15 protein-coding genes and 1 tRNA gene are annotated in these 19705 nt (G+C 44.5%); 15 read left to right on the forward strand and 1 reads right to left on the reverse strand.

Features of this window, described 5'->3' with window-relative positions; all coding sequences use genetic code 11:
• The 5 genes from PLA23_RS01730 to PLA23_RS01750 all read left to right on the forward strand — a co-directional run.
• Nucleotides 1-317, forward strand: a 317-nt coding sequence (locus PLA23_RS01730) for a His/Gly/Thr/Pro-type tRNA ligase C-terminal domain-containing protein (protein WP_324473747.1), incomplete at its 5' end; no start/stop codon positions are given.
• Between the two features lie 231 nt (nucleotides 318-548).
• A complete protein-coding gene (locus tag PLA23_RS01735) occupies nucleotides 549-968 on the forward strand; it encodes a 4Fe-4S binding protein (RefSeq protein WP_324473749.1) in 420 nt (139 codons plus the stop codon).
• Nucleotides 958-2727, forward strand: a complete 1770-nt coding sequence (locus PLA23_RS01740; protein WP_324473750.1) for an aldehyde ferredoxin oxidoreductase N-terminal domain-containing protein — start codon at nucleotides 958-960, stop codon at nucleotides 2725-2727. The genes PLA23_RS01735 and PLA23_RS01740 overlap by 11 nt, the downstream gene beginning before the upstream one ends.
• 280 nt (nucleotides 2728-3007) lie before the next feature.
• Nucleotides 3008-3721 carry an ABC transporter ATP-binding protein gene (locus tag PLA23_RS01745; RefSeq protein ID WP_324328285.1) on the forward strand — a complete coding sequence of 238 codons (714 nt, stop codon included), beginning with the start codon at nucleotides 3008-3010 and terminating at the stop codon, nucleotides 3719-3721.
• 2 nt (nucleotides 3722-3723) lie between these two features.
• Nucleotides 3724-5130 carry a hypothetical protein gene (locus PLA23_RS01750; RefSeq protein WP_324328283.1) on the forward strand — a complete coding sequence of 469 codons (1407 nt, stop codon included), beginning with the start codon at nucleotides 3724-3726 and terminating at the stop codon, nucleotides 5128-5130.
• Nucleotides 5131-5599: 469 nt separating this feature from the next.
• Here the strand turns inward: PLA23_RS01750 and PLA23_RS01755 are convergent.
• A tRNA-Thr gene (locus PLA23_RS01755) sits at nucleotides 5600-5671 on the reverse strand.
• Between the two features lie 263 nt (nucleotides 5672-5934).
• On the opposite strand from PLA23_RS01755, the gene PLA23_RS01760 reads away from it, so the two are divergent.
• The 10 genes from PLA23_RS01760 to PLA23_RS01805 form a co-directional block, all read left to right on the forward strand.
• Nucleotides 5935-7836: a tetratricopeptide repeat protein gene (locus PLA23_RS01760; protein WP_324473752.1), complete on the forward strand. Its 1902-nt coding sequence runs from the start codon at nucleotides 5935-5937 to the stop codon at nucleotides 7834-7836.
• Nucleotides 7837-7917: 81 nt separating this feature from the next.
• Nucleotides 7918-9762: a tetratricopeptide repeat protein gene (locus tag PLA23_RS01765; RefSeq protein ID WP_324330757.1), complete on the forward strand. Its 1845-nt coding sequence runs from the start codon at nucleotides 7918-7920 to the stop codon at nucleotides 9760-9762.
• 82 nt (nucleotides 9763-9844) lie between these two features.
• Nucleotides 9845-10816 (forward strand): replication factor C small subunit, encoded by a 972-nt coding sequence (locus PLA23_RS01770; protein WP_324330759.1) that lies wholly within the window; start codon nucleotides 9845-9847, stop codon nucleotides 10814-10816.
• Nucleotides 10797-11300 carry a chemotaxis protein CheW gene (locus PLA23_RS01775; protein WP_324330761.1) on the forward strand — a complete coding sequence of 168 codons (504 nt, stop codon included), beginning with the start codon at nucleotides 10797-10799 and terminating at the stop codon, nucleotides 11298-11300. Before PLA23_RS01770 ends, PLA23_RS01775 begins: the two co-directional genes overlap by 20 nt.
• Complete coding sequence (locus PLA23_RS01780) at nucleotides 11297-12829, forward strand: CheR family methyltransferase (protein WP_324473754.1); 1533 nt, start codon at nucleotides 11297-11299, stop codon at nucleotides 12827-12829. The genes PLA23_RS01775 and PLA23_RS01780 overlap by 4 nt, the downstream gene beginning before the upstream one ends.
• A gap of 3 nt (nucleotides 12830-12832) precedes the next feature.
• Entirely contained in the window at nucleotides 12833-13387 is a 555-nt protein-coding gene (locus tag PLA23_RS01785) for a chemotaxis protein CheW (RefSeq protein WP_324330765.1), read from the forward strand.
• Between the two features lie 106 nt (nucleotides 13388-13493).
• Complete coding sequence (locus PLA23_RS01790; protein ID WP_324473756.1) at nucleotides 13494-15968, forward strand: methyl-accepting chemotaxis protein; 2475 nt, start codon at nucleotides 13494-13496, stop codon at nucleotides 15966-15968.
• A 10-nt stretch (nucleotides 15969-15978) separates the two neighbouring features.
• Entirely contained in the window at nucleotides 15979-18270 is a 2292-nt protein-coding gene (locus PLA23_RS01795; protein ID WP_324329005.1) for a hybrid sensor histidine kinase/response regulator, read from the forward strand.
• Nucleotides 18267-19316 (forward strand): chemotaxis-specific protein-glutamate methyltransferase CheB, encoded by a 1050-nt coding sequence (gene cheB, locus PLA23_RS01800; protein ID WP_324329003.1) that lies wholly within the window; start codon nucleotides 18267-18269, stop codon nucleotides 19314-19316. Before PLA23_RS01795 ends, cheB begins: the two co-directional genes overlap by 4 nt.
• On the forward strand, nucleotides 19316-19705 hold a 390-nt coding region (locus PLA23_RS01805; RefSeq protein ID WP_324473757.1), incomplete at its 3' end, for a response regulator. The genes cheB and PLA23_RS01805, both read left to right, overlap by 1 nt.

The raw sequence follows: 19705 nt of genomic DNA on the forward strand, positions 1-19705 counted from the left end.
ATGCAAAAGATCTGGCTGAGAAATTTACAAAAGCGCGGATCCGGGCTGATGTTGATGACCGTGATGATTCCCTGAATAAGAAAATCAGGGCTGCCGGTATGGACTGGGTATCATATGTAATTGTTGTAGGCGATTCTGAGATGGGATCAGGAAATCTTACGGTAACAGTTCGCGCAGAATCTGAACCAAATAAACCACATAAGATCACCGGCACTGCGGAGAAACTGATTGAGAGAATTCATAATGAGACCAGGGGAATGCCATATCGTCCACTGTATACTCCCCAGATGTTATCGCTGAAACCAAGATATATCTGATTAATTTTTTAGCAGAACTGAATAGAAGAGTCGTAAATTAAAATTTATACTCTCTTACTTTTTTCGGTGTATTATTCAATCAGATACATAGTTTTACATCTGTCATGATCTGAAAACCATATTAAAATAACTTCTGATTTCTTTTTTGTTTTCTTGAAATCCCTTTTTTCTGGTATTCATGAATCAAACCTTTCTACGAATATTCATTACCTTTCATTCCCATTTCATCATATGCCAAAAAAGCGGCTCTCTGTCATCGATGCCGATCGCTGTGTCGGGTGTCAGTCGTGTATGTTTGCCTGTACCAGACGGTTAGGATTTGGTGGAGTTGCCAAATCGGCTATCCATGTCAGTTCTGTAGGAGGGATTGAGAGGGGTTTTTCGGTGAGAGTATGCCGGGCATGCCGGGATCCTCCTTGTATTCATCTCTGTCCGGAAGAGGCTCTCCTTCCCCGTCAGGGTGGCGGGGTTACCCTCAATAAAGACAAATGCACCGGGTGTAAACAATGTCTGGAAGGGTGTATTCTCGGAGCAATATCCTGGGATCAAGAGGAGAACCATCCCATCATCTGTATCTATTGTGGGTATTGCGCACAGTATTGCCCATACGAAGTTATTGAACTACAGGAGCTAATGGCTGATGAGTCCTGATGTCAGGTTATCACGGGTTCTGTTTATTGATCTCTCTACATGGTCATTTCATACCGAAGAACGGCCGGATCTCTTTCAGGAACGACTTGGTGGTGCCGGAGCAGCTATCAGGCTGCTGGAGGAATTCTGTCCGCAGGGAGCTGATCCACTGGGACCGGAAAATCCGATTATCTTTTCCGTCGGAGTTGCAACCGCTCTTTTTCCTCTCGCATCGAAATGTGTCGCCATGTTCAAATCCCCGCTGACTGGAAATCTGGGTGAGAGTCATGCAGGGGGCCGGACAGCAGTTGCAATCAGATCAGCCGGTTATGGCGCCATAGTCATCACCGGGAAAGCGTCACATCCGGTGTATCTGTCAATTACAAAAGACGGGGTTGCATTTCGTGATGCCCGGGCTTTGTGGGGAACCGGCCGGAGTGATACTGCCGCACGCATCATACGATCAAAAGACGGAACACCGGGAACCAGAACCATCCTGCGGATAGGAAGAGCCGGGGAGAATCTGGTCAGATATGCCAGTGTAACTTCAGAGACATACCGTCATTTTGGCAGAATGGGCCTTGGTGCGGTTTTTGGGTCCAAGAAACTCAAGGCGGTACTTATTTCAGGGGATAATCTCATTGAGGTATTGGATCGGAAGAAATACCGGGAGCTCTATGACCGGCTTTATGATCAGGTGACCCGATCTCCACTCATGCAGAAGTATCATGAGATAGGAACACCGGTTAATGTCAAATCACTCTCTGCAATGGGATCTCTTCCGGTGAAAAATCTCATTGAACAAAGATTGACTGGATCAGACAATTTATCCGGAGAAGAATTTGCCCGGCTCTTCCTTTCCCGTCGTGTTGCATGTTCACATTGTCCGGTCAGTTGTATTCATATCGGTCAGATCAGAATTCCCTATCCGAATGATCCGTACTTTTACAAGACCATCCCGGTGAGTTATGACTATGAATTAATCTATGCTCTTGGATTCATGCTTGGGGTTTCTGATCCTCCTGATGTCCTGAACTTGATTGATATCATTGAGCAGACCGGACTTGATGCCATGTCAGCTGGCGTTTGTGCTGCATGGGCAACTGAAGCAATGAACCAGGGACTTCTGGATGAACAGATGACCGGGGGTATCAGACTCTCGTTCGGTGATGCTAAGCAATACCTTGCATTTTTCAAGGCCCTTGCAGGACAAAAAAGTGATTTTTACCAGAACCTGGGAAAAGGAGTCTCATTTGCGGCCTCTGTATATGGCGGTGAAGAGTATGCTCTTGCTTTTGGGAAAAATGAGATGCCCGGGTATCATACCGGTCCTTCTGCATATATCGGATATATCTGTGGGGCACGGCACAGCCATCTTGATAGTGCCGGATATAGCGTTGATCAAAAACCTGCAGAAAAATTCCCTGAAACACCGGAAAAAATTGCTGATGAGTTGTATGAAGAAGAAGCATATCGTCAGATTCTCTCAAGTCTGGTGGTTTGTTTCTTTGCCCGTGGCCTGTATACCCGGGAAATTATCCAGGAAGTGTTGTCTGTCTGTGGGATATCCATGACTATTGAAGAACTTGATGCCCTGGGGAGATCGATACTTGCTGAAAAGTACCGGTTTAAGATCCGTGAGGGTTTTTCCTTAGAGCCAGATTCGATCCCTCTTCCACAGAGAGTTCTTGAGCTGCCATCGGGCCGGGGAATAATTACGGAAGAAGTGATTCGGAGGGGGGTTGCACGATACAAAGAGTTACTTGAAAAGAACGTCTGAATGTAGAATCCTTATTTGGAGTAAGAGATGACGAACCCTTTACATTGAATGTGACTCAATACTTTCGTTGATCGCTTCCCGCAGGAATCACTATCAGGTATGGATGATAATGGAATATGAAAGGTTTTTTAGTCTGGATTTATTGACCCATTATCTCTCCGTACATAATCTATGAAATTCAAACAATTCGCTAGGAATCTTAAAAAAATGACGACGGGTACTGTTTTTACCTAACCAAACTTGTCACTTATTATAAAAAAAGGATTACAACCACGTCACCATGGAATCTATTATTGAAACAAAATCCCTGACCAAAAAATATGGTGATCTGACTGCGGTCAATGCCGTAACCCTGAATGTCAGGAAGGGATCTCTGTTCGGTCTGTTAGGTCCGAACGGCTCTGGAAAGACAACAATGATAAAGATGCTGACCGGTCAGATACTCCCCTCATCCGGGAATGCTCATGTTCTTGGTCTTGATGTGGCAATTGATCCGGTAGGTGTCAGAACTTTGGTTGGAATCATTCCAGAACAGGAATCCCCGCCAAGTTTCCTGACTGTCATGGAATACCTGGAGTTTGTTGGTGATATCAGGAAGATCCCTGATCTGGAACAAAAAGTAGACTGGTGGTTTGATTTTCTGGAGTATGGAGATAAAAGAAATGTGCTCTGCAAAGATCTCTCCCGTGGAACCAGGCAGAAACTGATGCTCACCCAGGCATTTATTCATAACCCTGAACTTGCCCTCATTGATGAACCGCTTATCAACTTTGATCCCATCATGCAGGACAAGGTCAAGGCATTCTTTGTCTCATATACGAAGCAGGGCAATACGCTGTTCATCTCCACTCATCTGTTGGAAACGGCTGAAGAGATCTGTTCTGAAGTTGCCATTCTCCATGTGGGAAATCTGCTCTACACCGGAACCATGGAGTCAGTTAAAGCGGGCAATCGTCATCTGTCAGATCTGTTCCTATCACTTGTCAGGACATAACCATGGCTGGGCTTTTTTTCAATATGCTAAAGGAAGAATGGCGGATTCATTCGACCATGTTCGGGAGTCTGAATTTTGCCCTCTTTCCAGTGATGATTTGTGCCATTGCGTTTATGGGTACCTTTCTTCTTCCCCTGATCCAGACGACAATGCCGGTTGGGGATCTTGTCATCCTGATTCATGCACAATATCTGATGCTTGGGTTTATGGTCGGAGCATTTGGCCTTCTTGGACATGAAGTCATGAACCGCCGGTTTGGTCAGGCCAGCCTTCTTGCATTTTCTGCCAGGATCCTCCCCCTCAACCCCCGGCATATCTTCACAATTTTTGTGCTCAAGGATACCGTGTATTATTTTTTCCTCTGGATCTTTCCTGTGGGTGCAGGATTTCTTGTAGGATCACTCTTCACCGGAATTCCGGTTTTTTATCCATTAAATATCCTTCTTACGTTGAGTCTCTCATTTCTCACCGGCATGTCTGTTGTCTTCTTCCTGTCATCTCTCTATGGGCGATCAGGAAAGGCGCTCTTTGTCTTTTTGATTTTTGCAGGTTTGGTATTTCTGGGATGGTTCACGTTCACCGGAACAAACCCGGCAACACTTTTCCCGCCGCTCATACTTTTTTACCAATTTTCCTGGGATATTCTTCTTGAAAGCTGTATGGTGGTTCTGGTTCCATGTTGTATTGCCCTTCTCCTGTTTTCACCAGATATTCAGCCCGGAACAAAAAATTATCCGAACCGGATGAAACCACTCATTCATCATCTGAACCGGCTTCCAAATCCGCCCCTTGCTGCAAAAGATATGATTGATCTCTGGCGGTCCGGGAGTATTGTGGGTCAGACTATCTTTTCATTTCTAGTGCCGCTTATCATCATCTGGTTCTTTCTCTCCCTGCTCGATGAGTATGTTTCTCCTATTCATCTTCTTCTCACCTTTGCGATGATAACCGGGATAATTGCGTCTACCATGTACACCTGGCTGTGCATGTTTGATTCATTCAGTGTATATGCTCTTCTTCCCCTTCATGTCAGAGACGTTATTACCAGTAAAATCACGTCTTTTACACTCCTTCAGGTGATTCCGATCTTCTTTATCGCGATGATTACCTTTCTTTCCGGTCAGGGAGAATTCCTGCTGCCGGTTTTGGTTTTGACCTTATCTGTGTCGTATTATGTTCTTGCGGTGTCTATCTGGCTGACCGGATTATCACCAAGTGTTCTGGTGTATAATGTCCGGGTGATGGTTCAGTATTTTTTGTTTATTGGGTTTGCATTGTCGATATTTGGTTCCCTGACTTCGATGAATCCCTGGTTTGGTCTGGTTGGAGTAATGTTGCTGGTCCCGGCGTATTGGCTCGTCAGGTTGGGAATGAGGAAATGGGATCGGGAGGAGGTGGTGGGGTATTAGTTTACTAGTGAATTTCTTTGATTTTGGTTTTAGAGTTGTGGTGCCGGTTTTGTAATATGATAATCGGTATCAAATTGGTTCTGATTGAGATTTGCCATTAATAAAAAAATATACATTTTCTTTCGGTTACAAAACGCTTTCATAGAAGACCGAGAAGGCTCGTTCGTTATATGTTCGATGATTTCTTTGGCCGAAATCTACAAATGAATACTGTGGTGATGCAGGTGCAATCTGAATTTCCATTGAAATGGTAGATATATCGGATTATTCTTAAGAGATTTGAGGTGATCTTTTTCGCCCTATTCAATATAGATTTTGGATGCTTCGGCCATAGGGATATATGAGCACCGATTGGTATTGATAGTCTCGAAAATATCTGATATTCACAATGTGAAAATCAGACTTCTTCTCTGTCAAAATAGATGATCTTTATGGTATCCTGTTTTTTAGATACTAGATTTATGAAAAGAGCCGCTGGAGGGATTTGAACCCTCGACCTGCTGATTACGAATCAGCCGCTATACCGCTAAGCCACAACGGCGTGCCCTTAATATACGCATGATGTATATTAAAAAATATCTCATCTGGCATGACCGAGTCATTGCGATTGTCAGTACCTGCTCTATATATATATATTTGATGAAGGCAGGATAAAATAAATTGAAAATCCTAGAATTCACAATAAAAACCTCTGATATTACATTATATTTATCCTGTAATAAATAAATCAGAATTCGCTGATTATATCAACACAAATGATGAAAGAAGAAACTATTTCTCCCTTTCCTATGTGATATATAAGGCATGAAGATCGGAGTAATACTCCCGGTTTTTGCCTTCCTTCTCCTGTCAGTTATGACGGCAGGAGTTGTAGCAGAAGAGAATGCAACGGGGTCCGGGTGGTATGAACAGGGGCTCTCTGCCCTTGAGAATGAAAACTACGAAGAAGCAATCTCCAACTTTCTAAAAGCAGTCGAAGAAGATCCACAGAATGAACAGGCATACTCAAAACTTGGTGGATCGTATCTGATGTCCGGTGATGTTGAATCAGCAATTTATGCGTTTCAGAATGTAACAACTATTAATCCTGAAAACGGAGTTGCATGGGGCAATATCGGATATTTGTATCTTATTGGAAAGGAGAAACCAGATCCGGTTTCGGCACTGGAAGCACTCAATAAAGCAGTTGAGTTCACAACAGACGATCCCGGTATCTGGATTAACAAGGGAATTGCACATCTTCTCAACAATGAATCTGACCTTGCACTTGAGGCTTTTAATAAGGCAATTGATCTGAAGCCTGATGGCTCGCGTGCATATTACTGGAAAGGAATTACGCTTTCTGACCTTGGAAAGCCAGAAGAAGCCCTTACAGCATATGAAAAGGCTATTGAATTGAATCCTGAATTTAAGGATGCCCTGTATGCAAAAGGAATTGCGGAGAGTGCACTAGGGAAATTTGATGATGCAGAGGCTACCTTTAACCAGGTTCTTGCAATAGAAGGTAATTATTCTGAGCCATTCCTGACTGTCGGGAGCGATTCAGATGTATGGGATCGCAAAGGCCGTATCCTCTTTGAAGTTAGGAAAAACTCTGATGAAGCACTTACGGCCTTCAATAAGGCTATTGAACTGAACCCGAATAATGCAAATGCATTGTATTATAAGGGCAGAGTTTTATATGACCAGAATGATCTGACTGGTGCCATGGAGGCATTTACCGAAGCAACCAAAGCCGATCCCCAGATGGGAGTTGCACACTACTGGATGGGACAGGTATATATCGATCAGAGTGACCGTGCAGGTGCAATTGCTGAATTCAGAACCGCTACTGAATTAAATCCAAACCTCGCAGATGCCTGGTACTATCTTGGCGGTCTTTTAAGCGATGAAGGCTCATATGATGAGGCAACTACCGCTCTTGATAAGATGATTGAGCTAAGACCGGACCTTGCTGATCCCTATTACCTCAAAGGTCTGACCCAGTATCAGCTTGGAAATTATCAGGACGCAGTCGACTCACTTGAGCAGGCAACAGCACTGAATGCATCACAGATGACTGAAGATGACCGGTCAAAGGCATATTATACCCTGGGTCTGGCCCGTGTTGAGAATGATGACAAGCAGGGAGCTTCAGAAGCCTTTGCAAAGGCAGTTGAACTCAATGCAACCAATGCAGTCGCATGGAATGACTATGGTGTTGTTCTCAGCGAACTGGATAACAACGAGGATGCACTTAAGGCCTTTGAGGAAGCAATCAACCTTTCCGGTTCAGAGGCGGAGTACCATTATAATCATGGAACAACCCTTGTAAAGCTCAATAAGACTGATGAAGCAATTGCCGCGTTTGACAAAGCTATTCAGATTGAGCCAAGTCCACGTGCCTATCTTGCAAAAGGTCTGGCACTGCTGACCCAGGAGAAATTTGAGGATGCATTGAAAGCTTTTGATGCTGCAATTGCCCTGGATGACACCAAGGCTGATCTCTGGGCACAGAAGGCATTTGCTCTCTATAAACTGAATAAGATGGATGAGGCAAAGGCAGCAGTTGACAAGGCCCTCTCCTTTGATCAGACATGGCAATATGCCCTTGATCTGAAGGCTCTTATTGAAAACCCGGAGGGTGGTAACGTCACTTCATCCCAGGCTGATAAAGGAATGAATATATCCGGCGGGAACGGGAATGAGACCCCGGCCTCCAGCTAACTCTTTTTTCCGAAAGTTCAATTGTTCCGGTGCTGATAGGTATAATCAACTGCAGGTCCTCTCCTGCATGTCAGGTCCTGTATGCACATACGTGAAAAAGAATTAATAATGCAGAGAGCAGCGCTTCATGCCCGGCGCGAGGAATTTGAAGAAGCACTTTCATGCATTCAGATGATAATTGATGAAGATCCTGATGATCCGGTTGCATGGTTTAACAAAGGGTATACATTGTATCTGTCCGGAAGCGTTGATGACGCACGGGACTTGTTTCTGCATCTTCTGAGCAAATATCCTGACCGGGCCGATATCTGTTTTGAGCTCGGTCGTATCGCACAAAAGACCGGAGATAATCAGGAAGCACTAGAATATTTTTCCAGATGTATCTCTCTTGAACCCCTCCGGCCAGAGCCCAGGATAGAACTTGGAAAGATGTGGTATGAGAGCGGCCATTATCATACAGCCCGAGATACATTGTCTGAGGCGCTTGTGTTTGATCCGGAGAATCCGGAGATCTTAACCCTTCTGGGGCGTATCGCCCATAAATTAAACAAGCCTGATGAGGCGGAACGTTGGTTTCGAGAATCACTTGATCATGATCCGGATGATACTGAAACCTTATTGTATTGTGCCAGGCTGTATGAAGAGATGGGGAGGTTAAAAGATGAATTATGGTGTTATAACCGGCTCATCGAGATCAATCCAGAACAGATTGTTCCCTGGTTGAAAAAGGGGATGATATCTCTCTCACAAGATAATCTTCAGATGGCAGTTTCATGTTTTCGTATGGCATCCGGACTTGATGCAGACAGTCACCTTCCTCATCTTCTTCTGGGTCTTGTGTATAGTACTCTTGACCGTCACCAGGAGGCAGTATCATCACTTGAAAAAGCAGTCTCATTATCGGATGAACCGGATATTCTATTTCACTATGGCCGGGTTTTGGGTGCATGTAATCAGTATGAGAAGGCTCTTTCAGTCTTTTCTTCACTTCTGATACAGCGTCCTTGGGACTCCGGAGCCGCTGAGGGATATGCCCGATCCCTGTATCATCTTCAACGGTGGGATGAACTGATAGAATTGTGTGAGAAACAACGGGCATATAATCCGGACAATCCATTCTGGGTCACTACTCTTGCCCGTGTGTGGGGCTGGCATATGTCCGATATTAATAAAGCAGTACAGATTCTTCAGGAATGGACTGGCCGCCCGGCAGGAACCGAGATCCAACTGGTTCTTGCCGATCTGTATGTCTATGCTGAAAGGTATGAGGAGGCCAGGGATCTGTTATTTAGTCTTCTGAAGGTCCATCCCGAAGATTACCAGATACTGTTTCGGTATGCATCATTACTCGCCCAGATCAGGGAATTTACGTGTGCTGCAGAACAGTTCGAAATTTTGTTACAGATGCGATCAAATGACGGAAATCTTTCATACCTTGCAGGGCAGTCGTATGAGCAGGCAGGAGATCCTGACCGGGCACTTGAATTATTCACCAGTGCGATCACCTGTATTCCGGATAATGCTGAAATCTGGCTTTCACGTGCTCGTGTTTTATTTGAACTCGGGCAGTATTCAGAAGCTGCAATAAATGCAGCCCAGGCAGCGTCTTTGAATCCAGACTGGTCTGATGCATTCCTTCTGAAAGGATTGGCAGAGATATATATGGAAGAGTACGACAAAGCACGAATCAGTCTGACCTGTGTTACCACTCTGGATCCTGATAATCCAGAAGGATGGAGATATTTAGGTGATGCATTCCTTCATTCAGGAGAAGAATATGCAGCACGGATATGTTATGAGCGGACCCTTGTACTTGATCCAGATGATATTCAGGCTCAGTACGGGTATAAAACCTGCACCGATATCCTTGCAGCCAGGTCTGTAACAGATCAATCTGAAGAACCTATATCGAATGAACATCAGTAATATATTGAGTACGGTCTGGCATCATTTTCGTAACACCCGTGATGCCTGTATATATCGGTTTTAACCGGAGGATACGAGTACGATGGAAGAAAATCATGCCATTTGGATAGAAAAATATCGGCCGCGGGTTCTTGAAGATATCATCGGGCAGCAGGAGATTATTGAACGACTCCGGTCATATGTGGCAAAACGGGAGATGCCCCATCTCCTCTTTACCGGAAATGCCGGAACTGGAAAGACAACCGCCGCTGTAGCTCTGGCACGTGAATTTTTTGGTGACGATTGGCAGATGAATTTCCGGGAACTGAATGCATCTGATGAGCGGGGAATTGATGTCGTGAGGAACCAGATCAAACAATTTGCCAGGACTTCTCCGTTTGGAGGCTCAACATTTAAAATCCTCTTTCTCGATGAAGCAGATGCACTGACAACCGATGCACAGTCTGCTCTTCGCCGTACGATGGAGACGTATGCACAAACCTGCAGATTCATCCTTTCCTGTAATTATTCGGCAAAAATTATTGACCCTATTCAGAGCAGGTGTGCAATTTACCGGTTCAGACCGCTTGGCCGTCAGGCGGTTGCAGAGATGGTCAGGCGGATTAGTGCTGATCAGAATCTGACGGCATCTGATCAGGTTATCGATGCAATCTTTTACGTTGCCCAGGGAGATATGCGTAAAGCCATCAATGCACTTCAGGGTGCGGCAATTCTTGGACGTGAGATTAGTCCTGATATGATTTTTGCAATAACCGCAACAGCACGTCCGGAAGAGATAGAAGATCTCATTGATCTCAGTCTTGCAGGTAACTTTCTTGGTGCAGGGAGTGCACTCCAGGCTCTCCTTCATGACCGTGGCATCGCTCCCCAGGAACTCATTGGACAATTATATCGTGCAATTATAAAGCGTGATCTTCCTGAAGGTGTCAAAGTCCGTTTGATTGATGCTCTCGGAGAGACAGACTTCCGGTTATCAGAAGGAGCCGGGAGTGACATCCAGATGCAATCCCTTATCGCAAAATTTGTGATGTACGGTGGTCGAAGTAGTCGGTAATTCTGAAAGATTCGGGTCTATTGTCGATGAAGGCCTGAATGAAATCCTTGTTTTTACTGTGCACCATGTACGCCTTGGCATTCCTGCTGTCATTTTGGATCATGTCATCCGGATGGTTGCAATAACCCCGATTCACGACGGTCCTCAGGGGATTGTGGGGATAATAAACTATCATGGAGATGTTCTCCCGGTTTTCTCCTTTAGACATTTTTTCGGACTGGAAGAGAAACCGCCAGATATAGAGGACTATTTAATCATTGTAAAGGATGAGCGAAATATTGCAATAATTGCTGAACATATTACTGGTGTATACCATCTTGCGAATGAAATTATTTCTCCTGAAGATCTTTTCCCTGTTCTGAAGGGGTTCAGTGGTATTTATCGATGTAAAGATGGTTTATTAGTTCTCACGCATCCAAAAGATATCATCTGCATGGACGATCAGGAGAAGATAAGATCCATGAAGGAATCTTTTAAATCATGAGCGATGATCTGAATGATGAAGCAATACGGAAGGTACGTGCGGTCATTCTGAATCATACCGGAATACTGTTTGATGATCACCATAGTCACGATCTCATCCGTCATATCACGTCTGCATGCACCGATTTGAAAATACCACTCCGGACGTGTCTTGATCAGCTGGATAATTCATCCTTTCTCTCACGCTTTTTGGAAATCCTGATTCATTATATTACGATTGGAGAGACGTATTTTTTCAGGGATAAAAATCTCTTTCTGTATCTCAGGGATACATTACTCCCTGACCTCATCAGGGTACGCAGACAGGAACAGAAATTGTATCTTCGTATCTGGAGTGCTGCCTGTAGTAGTGGGGAAGAGCCATATTCCATCGCGATGCTGCTTAAATATCTGCTGATTGATATTGCTGACTGGGACATCTACCTGCTTGCTACAGACATTAATAAGAACATGCTTCATCGTGCCCAGGAAGGTATTTATTCACGATGGTCATTCAGGGATGATCCCATTATTCCGGTTGGCTCGTATTTCTCGCCGACTCCAGATAACCGGATGAAGATCGATGACTCTATACGAAATATGGTTCAGTTTGATCGAATGAATCTTATCCGTGACAGTACCCTCTATCATGCACGGGAACCCTCATCACTGGATATCATTCTCTGCCGGAATGTATTGATGTATTTTTCGTCTGACCAATCCAGGGAGGTGGTTCGTCATCTGATCTGTTCGCTTCGGATCGGGGGATACCTCATTGTCTCTCCCCAGGAGATTGGACTCGTCTCAGGTCATGATATCCGGATGCTTCATTACGGCTCTGTTTTTCTTCACGAAAGGATTGAACCTGCGAGTCACAGGTATGAGAAGAGGGATCTGTATTCTTGTCATGAACATGAGATTGCACATGAACCGAATATTTCTGAATCATTGCATCCGGCAGACACAGATCTATGTGACCAGGAACCGTATGAATTACCAGATGACATAACAGTAGAGGGCGGAAATATACTGCCCTTCTCAATCCTCACGTCTATTGATAAATCTGAAGAATCACAGTTTGATCAATTCATCACCGAAAATCGGCTTGATGAGGCTGCTCAGTTAATCGCTCAATTAAATTCTGATATAAATCCCCTTTGGGTCAGGCAGGTTGAGATTCTTATTCGAGGGTATGCAGGAAATGGAGAATATGATAAGGCACTTGGATGGAGTGACCGTCTGATAGCTGTGGATGTGTTAAATCCCCGGCCATATCTTTTAAAAGCTGCAGTACTTGACGAACAGGGAATGTATGATCATGCTCTGCAGTCATTACGACAGTCCTTATATGCATTTCATGATTATCTTCCAGCTCACCTTGCGATTGCCGGAATTTATGCAAAAACCGGAAGGCCTGATCTGGCACGGCATCATTATGAACTGGCGGTTCATATTCTTGAATCAACAGATGAGGATACCATTCGTGAAGAGACAGAGGGTATACCAGCGCAAAAGATGAAGGATATGATACAGATGCTTCTTAGGGGATGATCCGTGACAAGCGAACAGAATATGCTGCAGGCCAGTAAAACCAGTGAAGAGATTTTATTGGAACGGGCAAGAAAACTGGCTGTTCCTCTCAAGGCGACAGAAGATTCAGGGGAGAGAATTGAAATCCTCATTTTCCTCCTGAATGGCGAACGGTATGGTGTTTCAACTGAGTATGTAAAAGAAGTTACTCTCCTTCGTCACCTGACCCCCCTTCCCGGGACACCTGATTTTATCCTGGGAATTATCAGCATCAGGGGCCGGGTCATTTCTGTTACAGATTTGCGGGTATTTTTTGATCTACCACGAAAGGGCCTTTCTGATTATAATAAAATTATTGTTCTTTCCGGAGAGGGCATGGAATTTGCAATCCTTGCTGACCAGGTTGAAGGGGTATCCTGGGAGAGAATTTCTCGTCTGACTCCGCCTCCGGATACAATACAGGGCATTGGAAAGGAGTTTATAGCCGGAGTATTTCCCGGACCACTCATCCTGATTAATACAAAAGCGGTTATCACACATCCAAGGCTTGTTGTTGACCGGAAAAATGGAAAATTATAGTATGATGCCGGGTAATATCATCTTCTCTAAAAAAATTTACATGTTCTCTAAAGATTGGATTATTATGCTCTGGTACAGGTCTCAACCATCTGACAAGGTGTGAATCATGGGTATCAATGCAATTCTGGATAATATTAATATCGGCAAAAAATTATTTGTTGGCTTTATTATTGTAATCTTGCTCATGTCACTGATCATAGTGGCATGTCTTATCAGTGTGGACAGACTCACATCTGAAGTTGATCAGCTCTATTCAGAGCAGACTATTCCCTTAATGAAAATTCAGCAAATAGAGATTGGTCTTCATTCTATGCGTGCTCTTGTTTTTCGCTCAAATGCCATTCCTGAAGAGCGGGATCAGGATTATCAGCGTTTAATTCAGGAGATAAATACAATAGAGCCACTGATTGAAGAGATGAAGGCTATTCCCATGAATGAGGAACAACAAGACCTCTTGAAGACTTTCCTGGATCAGTGGGCACGATATAAACTGGCTGCATCAGGGGTATTTGATCTTGAAAAGAGCGGTAAAGAACATGAAGCAAAGATTTCCATAATGAATGGCGGGGAACATGCAGAGGCCAGGCGGTCAACAGAATCCACGTTTCAATCACTGAAGGATTCTTTCCTTAAAGATGCACAAAGGACAATTGAAAAAGCAGAATCTGAAAAGAATATTCTCTTTACCATAATCATCGGATCCGGGTCAGTCATTATTATCCTGTCGCTTTTGATCGCATATTTGCTGACAAATAATATAACAAAGCCACTTATGGAACTCATGGATGTTGCAAACAGAATAGGGAGGGGTGACAGTTCTGCCCGTATAACCAGACACCGGAATGATGAAATCGGGGTACTCAGTCAGGCGGTCAATGAAATGGGAAGCAATATCTCCCGCATGGTGGATGATGCCAGGGCTCTTTCTGATGCAGCGGTAAAGGGTGAACTGACCTTCCGGGTAGATCCAGAAAAGCATGAGGGCGATTACAGAAAGATCATTACCGGTATGAATTCAACCCTTGATGCATATGTCAAACCAATGGGCATTACTGCTGAATATATCAATGAGATGGCTCATGGAATCATACCACCACCGATAGAGGAATCTTTTCACGGATCTTTTGAAGAGATAAGGAGCAATCTGAATAATCTGATAAAAACTCTCAACGAAAGAAACCGGGATATTGAACTGCTTATTTCGAATGGCATAGCCGGACATCTCGATTACCGGGTTGATCTTTCCAAATACACCGGGTACAGCAAGGATATGTTTGATGGGATTAATACGATGCTTGATGCCATTATCGGTCCGTTAAATATTGCAGCAGAATATGTAGATCGCATCTCCAGAGGTGATATTCCTCCACAGATCACCGATTCATATAACGGCGATTTTAACCTGATAAAAAATAATCTGAATCAGTGTATTGAAGCAGTCAATCTGATGATTTCCGACGCCGCAATGCTTGCTGAAGCAGCAATTGAAGGGAGGTTGAATACCCGGGCAGATATATCGAGACATCAGGGAGATTTCAGACGTATTGTAGAAGGAGTAAATAAAACACTTGATGCTGTTATCGAGCCTGTTCATGAAGCGATGCGGGTATCGGCAGAGTATGCAGCAGGGAACTTTACTGCACGGGTGGATGAGAAACTCCATGTGAAGGGCGAATATATCACCTTTAAGGAAGCCCTTAACCGGATAGGAATTGAACTGTCGCGGATGATGACCATCATCAACGACGAGCTCTATCAGGGAGTTAATGTGCTCTCGGCAGCATCCACAGAAATTTTGTCTGTCACTGCGCAGTTATCATCAAGTACGGCAGAGACTGCATCCGCGGTCAATGAGACCTCTGCAACGGTAGAGGAGGTTCGAAAGACGAGTGAAGTCACAAATCAGAAAGCAAAAACAGTGGCAGAAAAATCACAGACGGTAAATCAGGTTGTGAAAAATGGACAGACATCTGTTGAAGAGATCATGAACGGTATGAATCAGATCAATCAGCAGATGGAGTCAATTGCATCCAATGTCATCCGTCTGTCTGAACAGAGTCAGGCTATTGGTGAGATAATTGCCAGTGTTACCGATATTGCGGAACAATCAAACCTGCTTGCGGTAAATGCATCAATAGAGGCTGCAAAGGCTGGAGAATTTGGAAAAGGATTTGGGGTGGTGGCTCAGGAGATTAAAAGTCTTGCAGAACAATCAAAGCAGGCAACCACAAATATCCGTAATATTCTGACTGATATTCAGCGGGGTATCAGTTCCACTGTTATCTCAACCGAACAAGGGACTAAGACCGTTGCAACCGGCATGAGACTGACGAAAGAGGCACAGGAAGCTATCAATGTCCTCTCACAGGGGATATCTGATGCTGCCAGGGCCGGGATTCAGATTTCTGCCTCAAGTCAGGAACAGGTTGTCGGGATGGATCAGATCTCAATCGCTATGGAAAATATCCGGACTGCGGCTCAAAATAATCTTGAAGTAACCAGGCAGGTGGAAAAAACAGCCCGTGATCTTCATGATCTTGGTAATAGTCTGAAGGAGATCACTGAACGGTTCAGGGTATGAGAAAAAAGCCATGGATATACAGGACGAGGAGTTTCTTGCACGGCTGCTTGCAACTTTTGGAGAAGAAGCAACAGATCATATTCAGGCGATAATTTCCGGAATTCTGGTATTGGAGCAGGACTCTTCCCGATCGCAACAGGCAGAGATAGAGCCGGTATACCGTGCTACGCATAGTCTTAAAGGAGCAGCCCGTGCAGTTGGGTTGAAAGATATCGAAACGGTATGTCAGCATCTTGAATCTGTCTTTTCATCAGTCCGCAAAGGTGACTTGATTCTCACTGAGAAGGAGTTTGATCTGGTTCATGAGACAATCTCCATCCTTGAATCCCTTCTTGCCGGAACCAAAGATGTAAAGATTACTCCACTGATTCAAAAATTGAAAAATACAGTTTCTGTACAAAAACCAACAGCTAATGAGCAGGTAAAATCTGTATTTATCGAGGATTCGGTACGAAAAAATGACACCCAGACGGATATCATACCATCCGATACCGAAGCAGAAGACCCGGGCTCTCACCAAAAAGCGGGACTCATTACATCTTCACCGAAAATAAAAATTTCTGAAGAACGGTTAACATCCTTGTATGAGACCGCTGATGACCTACTTTCATACCGGATGGCAGCAGGAACACATCTTTCTGAGTTAAAAACAATATCCCGGACATTGCAGGCATGGAGGTGGAATCTGAGCCGGGTGGAAGGAGATGTGGCAAATCTGAAACGGCAACACCAGGGAACCAGCGATGTACTGGATCGTATCCTTCTTTTTATTGATACCACCCGTGATATAATCGGAAGCTGCGAGTCAAGACTTGATGCAACCATTCAGATGATGGCCCAGGATCAAAGCGAGATGGATTCTGCCATCACCCAGCTTATCGATAGTATCCGGGAGGTGGTTCTGGTTCCGTTCTCGACCCTGACCGATACGTATCCGAGGATGGTCAGAGATATTGCACGTGACCAGGGGAAAAAAGTCTCTCTTATGGTAAACGGTTCAGATATTGAGATTGATCGGCGAATACTGGATGTCATCCGTGATCCGATGATTCATCTTATCCGAAATGCAGTAGATCACGGGATTGAGCCCGAAGATATACGAGTTAAGCAGGGAAAACCAGCGGAAGGGAAATTATCGATTGACATTATCCATAACCGGGCAAATCAGATCTCAATTACCATAACTGATGATGGAAAAGGCATCAATCCTGATACGGCATCCATGGTTGCCGTTAATAAAGGAATAATAGATGAAAAGGAGGTTCAGGCCTTAAACAACAGGGAAAAAATCAGATTGATCTTTCAGTCAGGATTTACTACCTCACAGAAAATTTCCACCCTATCCGGCAGAGGTCTTGGTCTTGCAATTGTACAGGAGAAGATCAGTCAGGTTGGAGGTATTGTCGATGTTGAGAGTGTTCCGGGAAAAATAACCCGTTTTTCCCTGACCGTTCCTATTACCCTGGCTACGTTTAAAGGAATTCTTGTATATGTTGAGAACAGGCCGTTTTTTTTGCCATTACAAGAGGTTGAACGAGTAATGATACCCGATGCTTCAGAGATTACAACGATAGAAGGGAGGACAGTGTTGCATCTGGACAATCAGACTATTCCGGTTGCCATGCTCAGTTCCCTTCTCGGTCTCTCTTCCGTTTCATCTGATAATTCGGATGCCAGATCCCTCGTACTCATCAGGACCCCTACCCGGAGATTTGGCGTCATCGTCCATCAGATCGGCGGAGCTCAGGAGATTGTGGTCCGTGATCTCGGGCCACAACTGAAAGATATCCGGTTCGTGAGTGGTGTCGCAATTCTGAGCAATACCCAGATCGTTCCGGTTCTTCATATTGAGGATCTTGCTGAAGAGATGCAGGGGAAGACCCGTCTTGGCGTATCAGTACGGGATATATCATCATTGCTTTCAGGCCGGAGAAAGATCATGGTAGTTGAAGACTCAATTACATCCAGAATGCTGCTGAAAAACATCCTTGAAGGCGCAGGGTATGAGGTTGAAACTGCTGTAGACGGCCTTGATGCGCTCACGAAACTCCGGACATCTCCGGTTGATCTTGTGGTTTCAGATGTTGACATGCCGCGAATGAATGGATTTGTCCTTACCGAAAAGATCCGTGCGGAGAAGAAATTATCTGATCTTCCGGTTATCCTGGTTACTTCACTTGATTCACGGGAAGATCGTGAGCATGGTATTACAGTGGGAGCAAATGCCTATATTATTAAATCCAGTTTTGACCAGTCAAACCTTCTGGAAGTAATTACACGACTTATTGGTGCAGGCAGATGATTCGGGTATTACTCGTCGATGACTCTGAAGTTACCCTCATGGTCCTGCAGAGTATATTTGAAAGGGAACCGGATATAACCGTGATTGGTAAGGCGAAAAACGGAAAGGAAGCGATCATTCTTGCATCCCGTCTCACACCTGATATCATTACCATGGATATCAACATGCCTGATCTTGATGGGTTTACAACCACCAGGCAGATTATGGAGAGGACTCCGGTTCCGATCATTATTGTGAGTGGAATTGATAATCTTGAAGAGATTCAGGCATCATTTCGGGCAGTAGAGGCTGGAGCTCTTGCAGTTTTCCGAAAACCGCCTGCTTATGAGGATCCAGAATATGAAAAAGCTGCCTCAGAGCTTGTTTTTGCAGTACGCACGTTTTCTGAAGTCAAAGTAATTCGAAGAAGAATAAATCACCAAAGCGTTCTGAAAGATGATAGTCTTCATCTCCGTATACCCTTTCATATCGGGCAGGATATCAGGATTGTCGTCATGGGCGCATCTACCGGCGGGCCTCAGGTAGTTCAGGAGATATTACGAAATATTCCCCGTGATTTTTCCCTCCCCCTGGTCCTTGTACAGCATATGTCCCCAGGCTTTATCGAGGGACTGGCATTATGGCTTACTGAATCCACCGGTTTTCCGGTAAAAATGGCTCGGGAGGGAGAGATTGCCGAGCCAGGAACATTATATCTGGCCCCTGACGGGAAACATACCGGCATTACTTCGGATCTTTGTTTTTCATTCTCATCAGCCCCCCCTGAACATAACCTGCGGCCGTCTGTATCGTATCTGTTCAGAACCGCTGCGAATAACCTGGGATCTCATGTTCTGGGAATTCTCCTGTCAGGGATGGGGTCAGATGGCGCTGAGGAACTCCTTCAGATAAGACAGAAAGGGGGATGCACCATCATTCAGGATATGGAGAGTTCATTTGTATATGGCATGCCTGGCGCTGCAGAGATGCTGAATGCTGGTATGTTCTCTCTTCCTCCTGTTAAAATTGCAAGGTTTTTACAATCCATATCCAGCCGGGGGTATTAATGACAGAAAAAAACCCATGCCGGATCCTGGTCGTTGAGGATAGTAAGACACAGGCTGATATTATTCGTCATTATCTGACACAGGAAGGGTATGAAGTAGTATGGGTTGATTCCCCTGCCCTGGCATTTGAATTTTTAGCATCTTCTTCCTTTGACATTATCCTTACTGATATCATAATGCCTGGAATGGACGGATATACATTCTGCCATCTGCTCCGTAAGGATCCGAAATACTCTGCGATTCCAATAATTTTTGTTACCCAGTTGTCTGAACCCGCAGATATCCTCAGGGGGCTGTGTTGCGGAGCAAATAATTTTATCATTAAGCCAGTACGCCGGGAGCAGTTAATCAGGGAAATCTCTTTGGTTGTACAAAAAAAATATACTGCT

This window comes from Methanospirillum sp., assembly GCF_035406105.1.
GTDB lineage: Archaea > Halobacteriota > Methanomicrobia > Methanomicrobiales > Methanospirillaceae > Methanospirillum.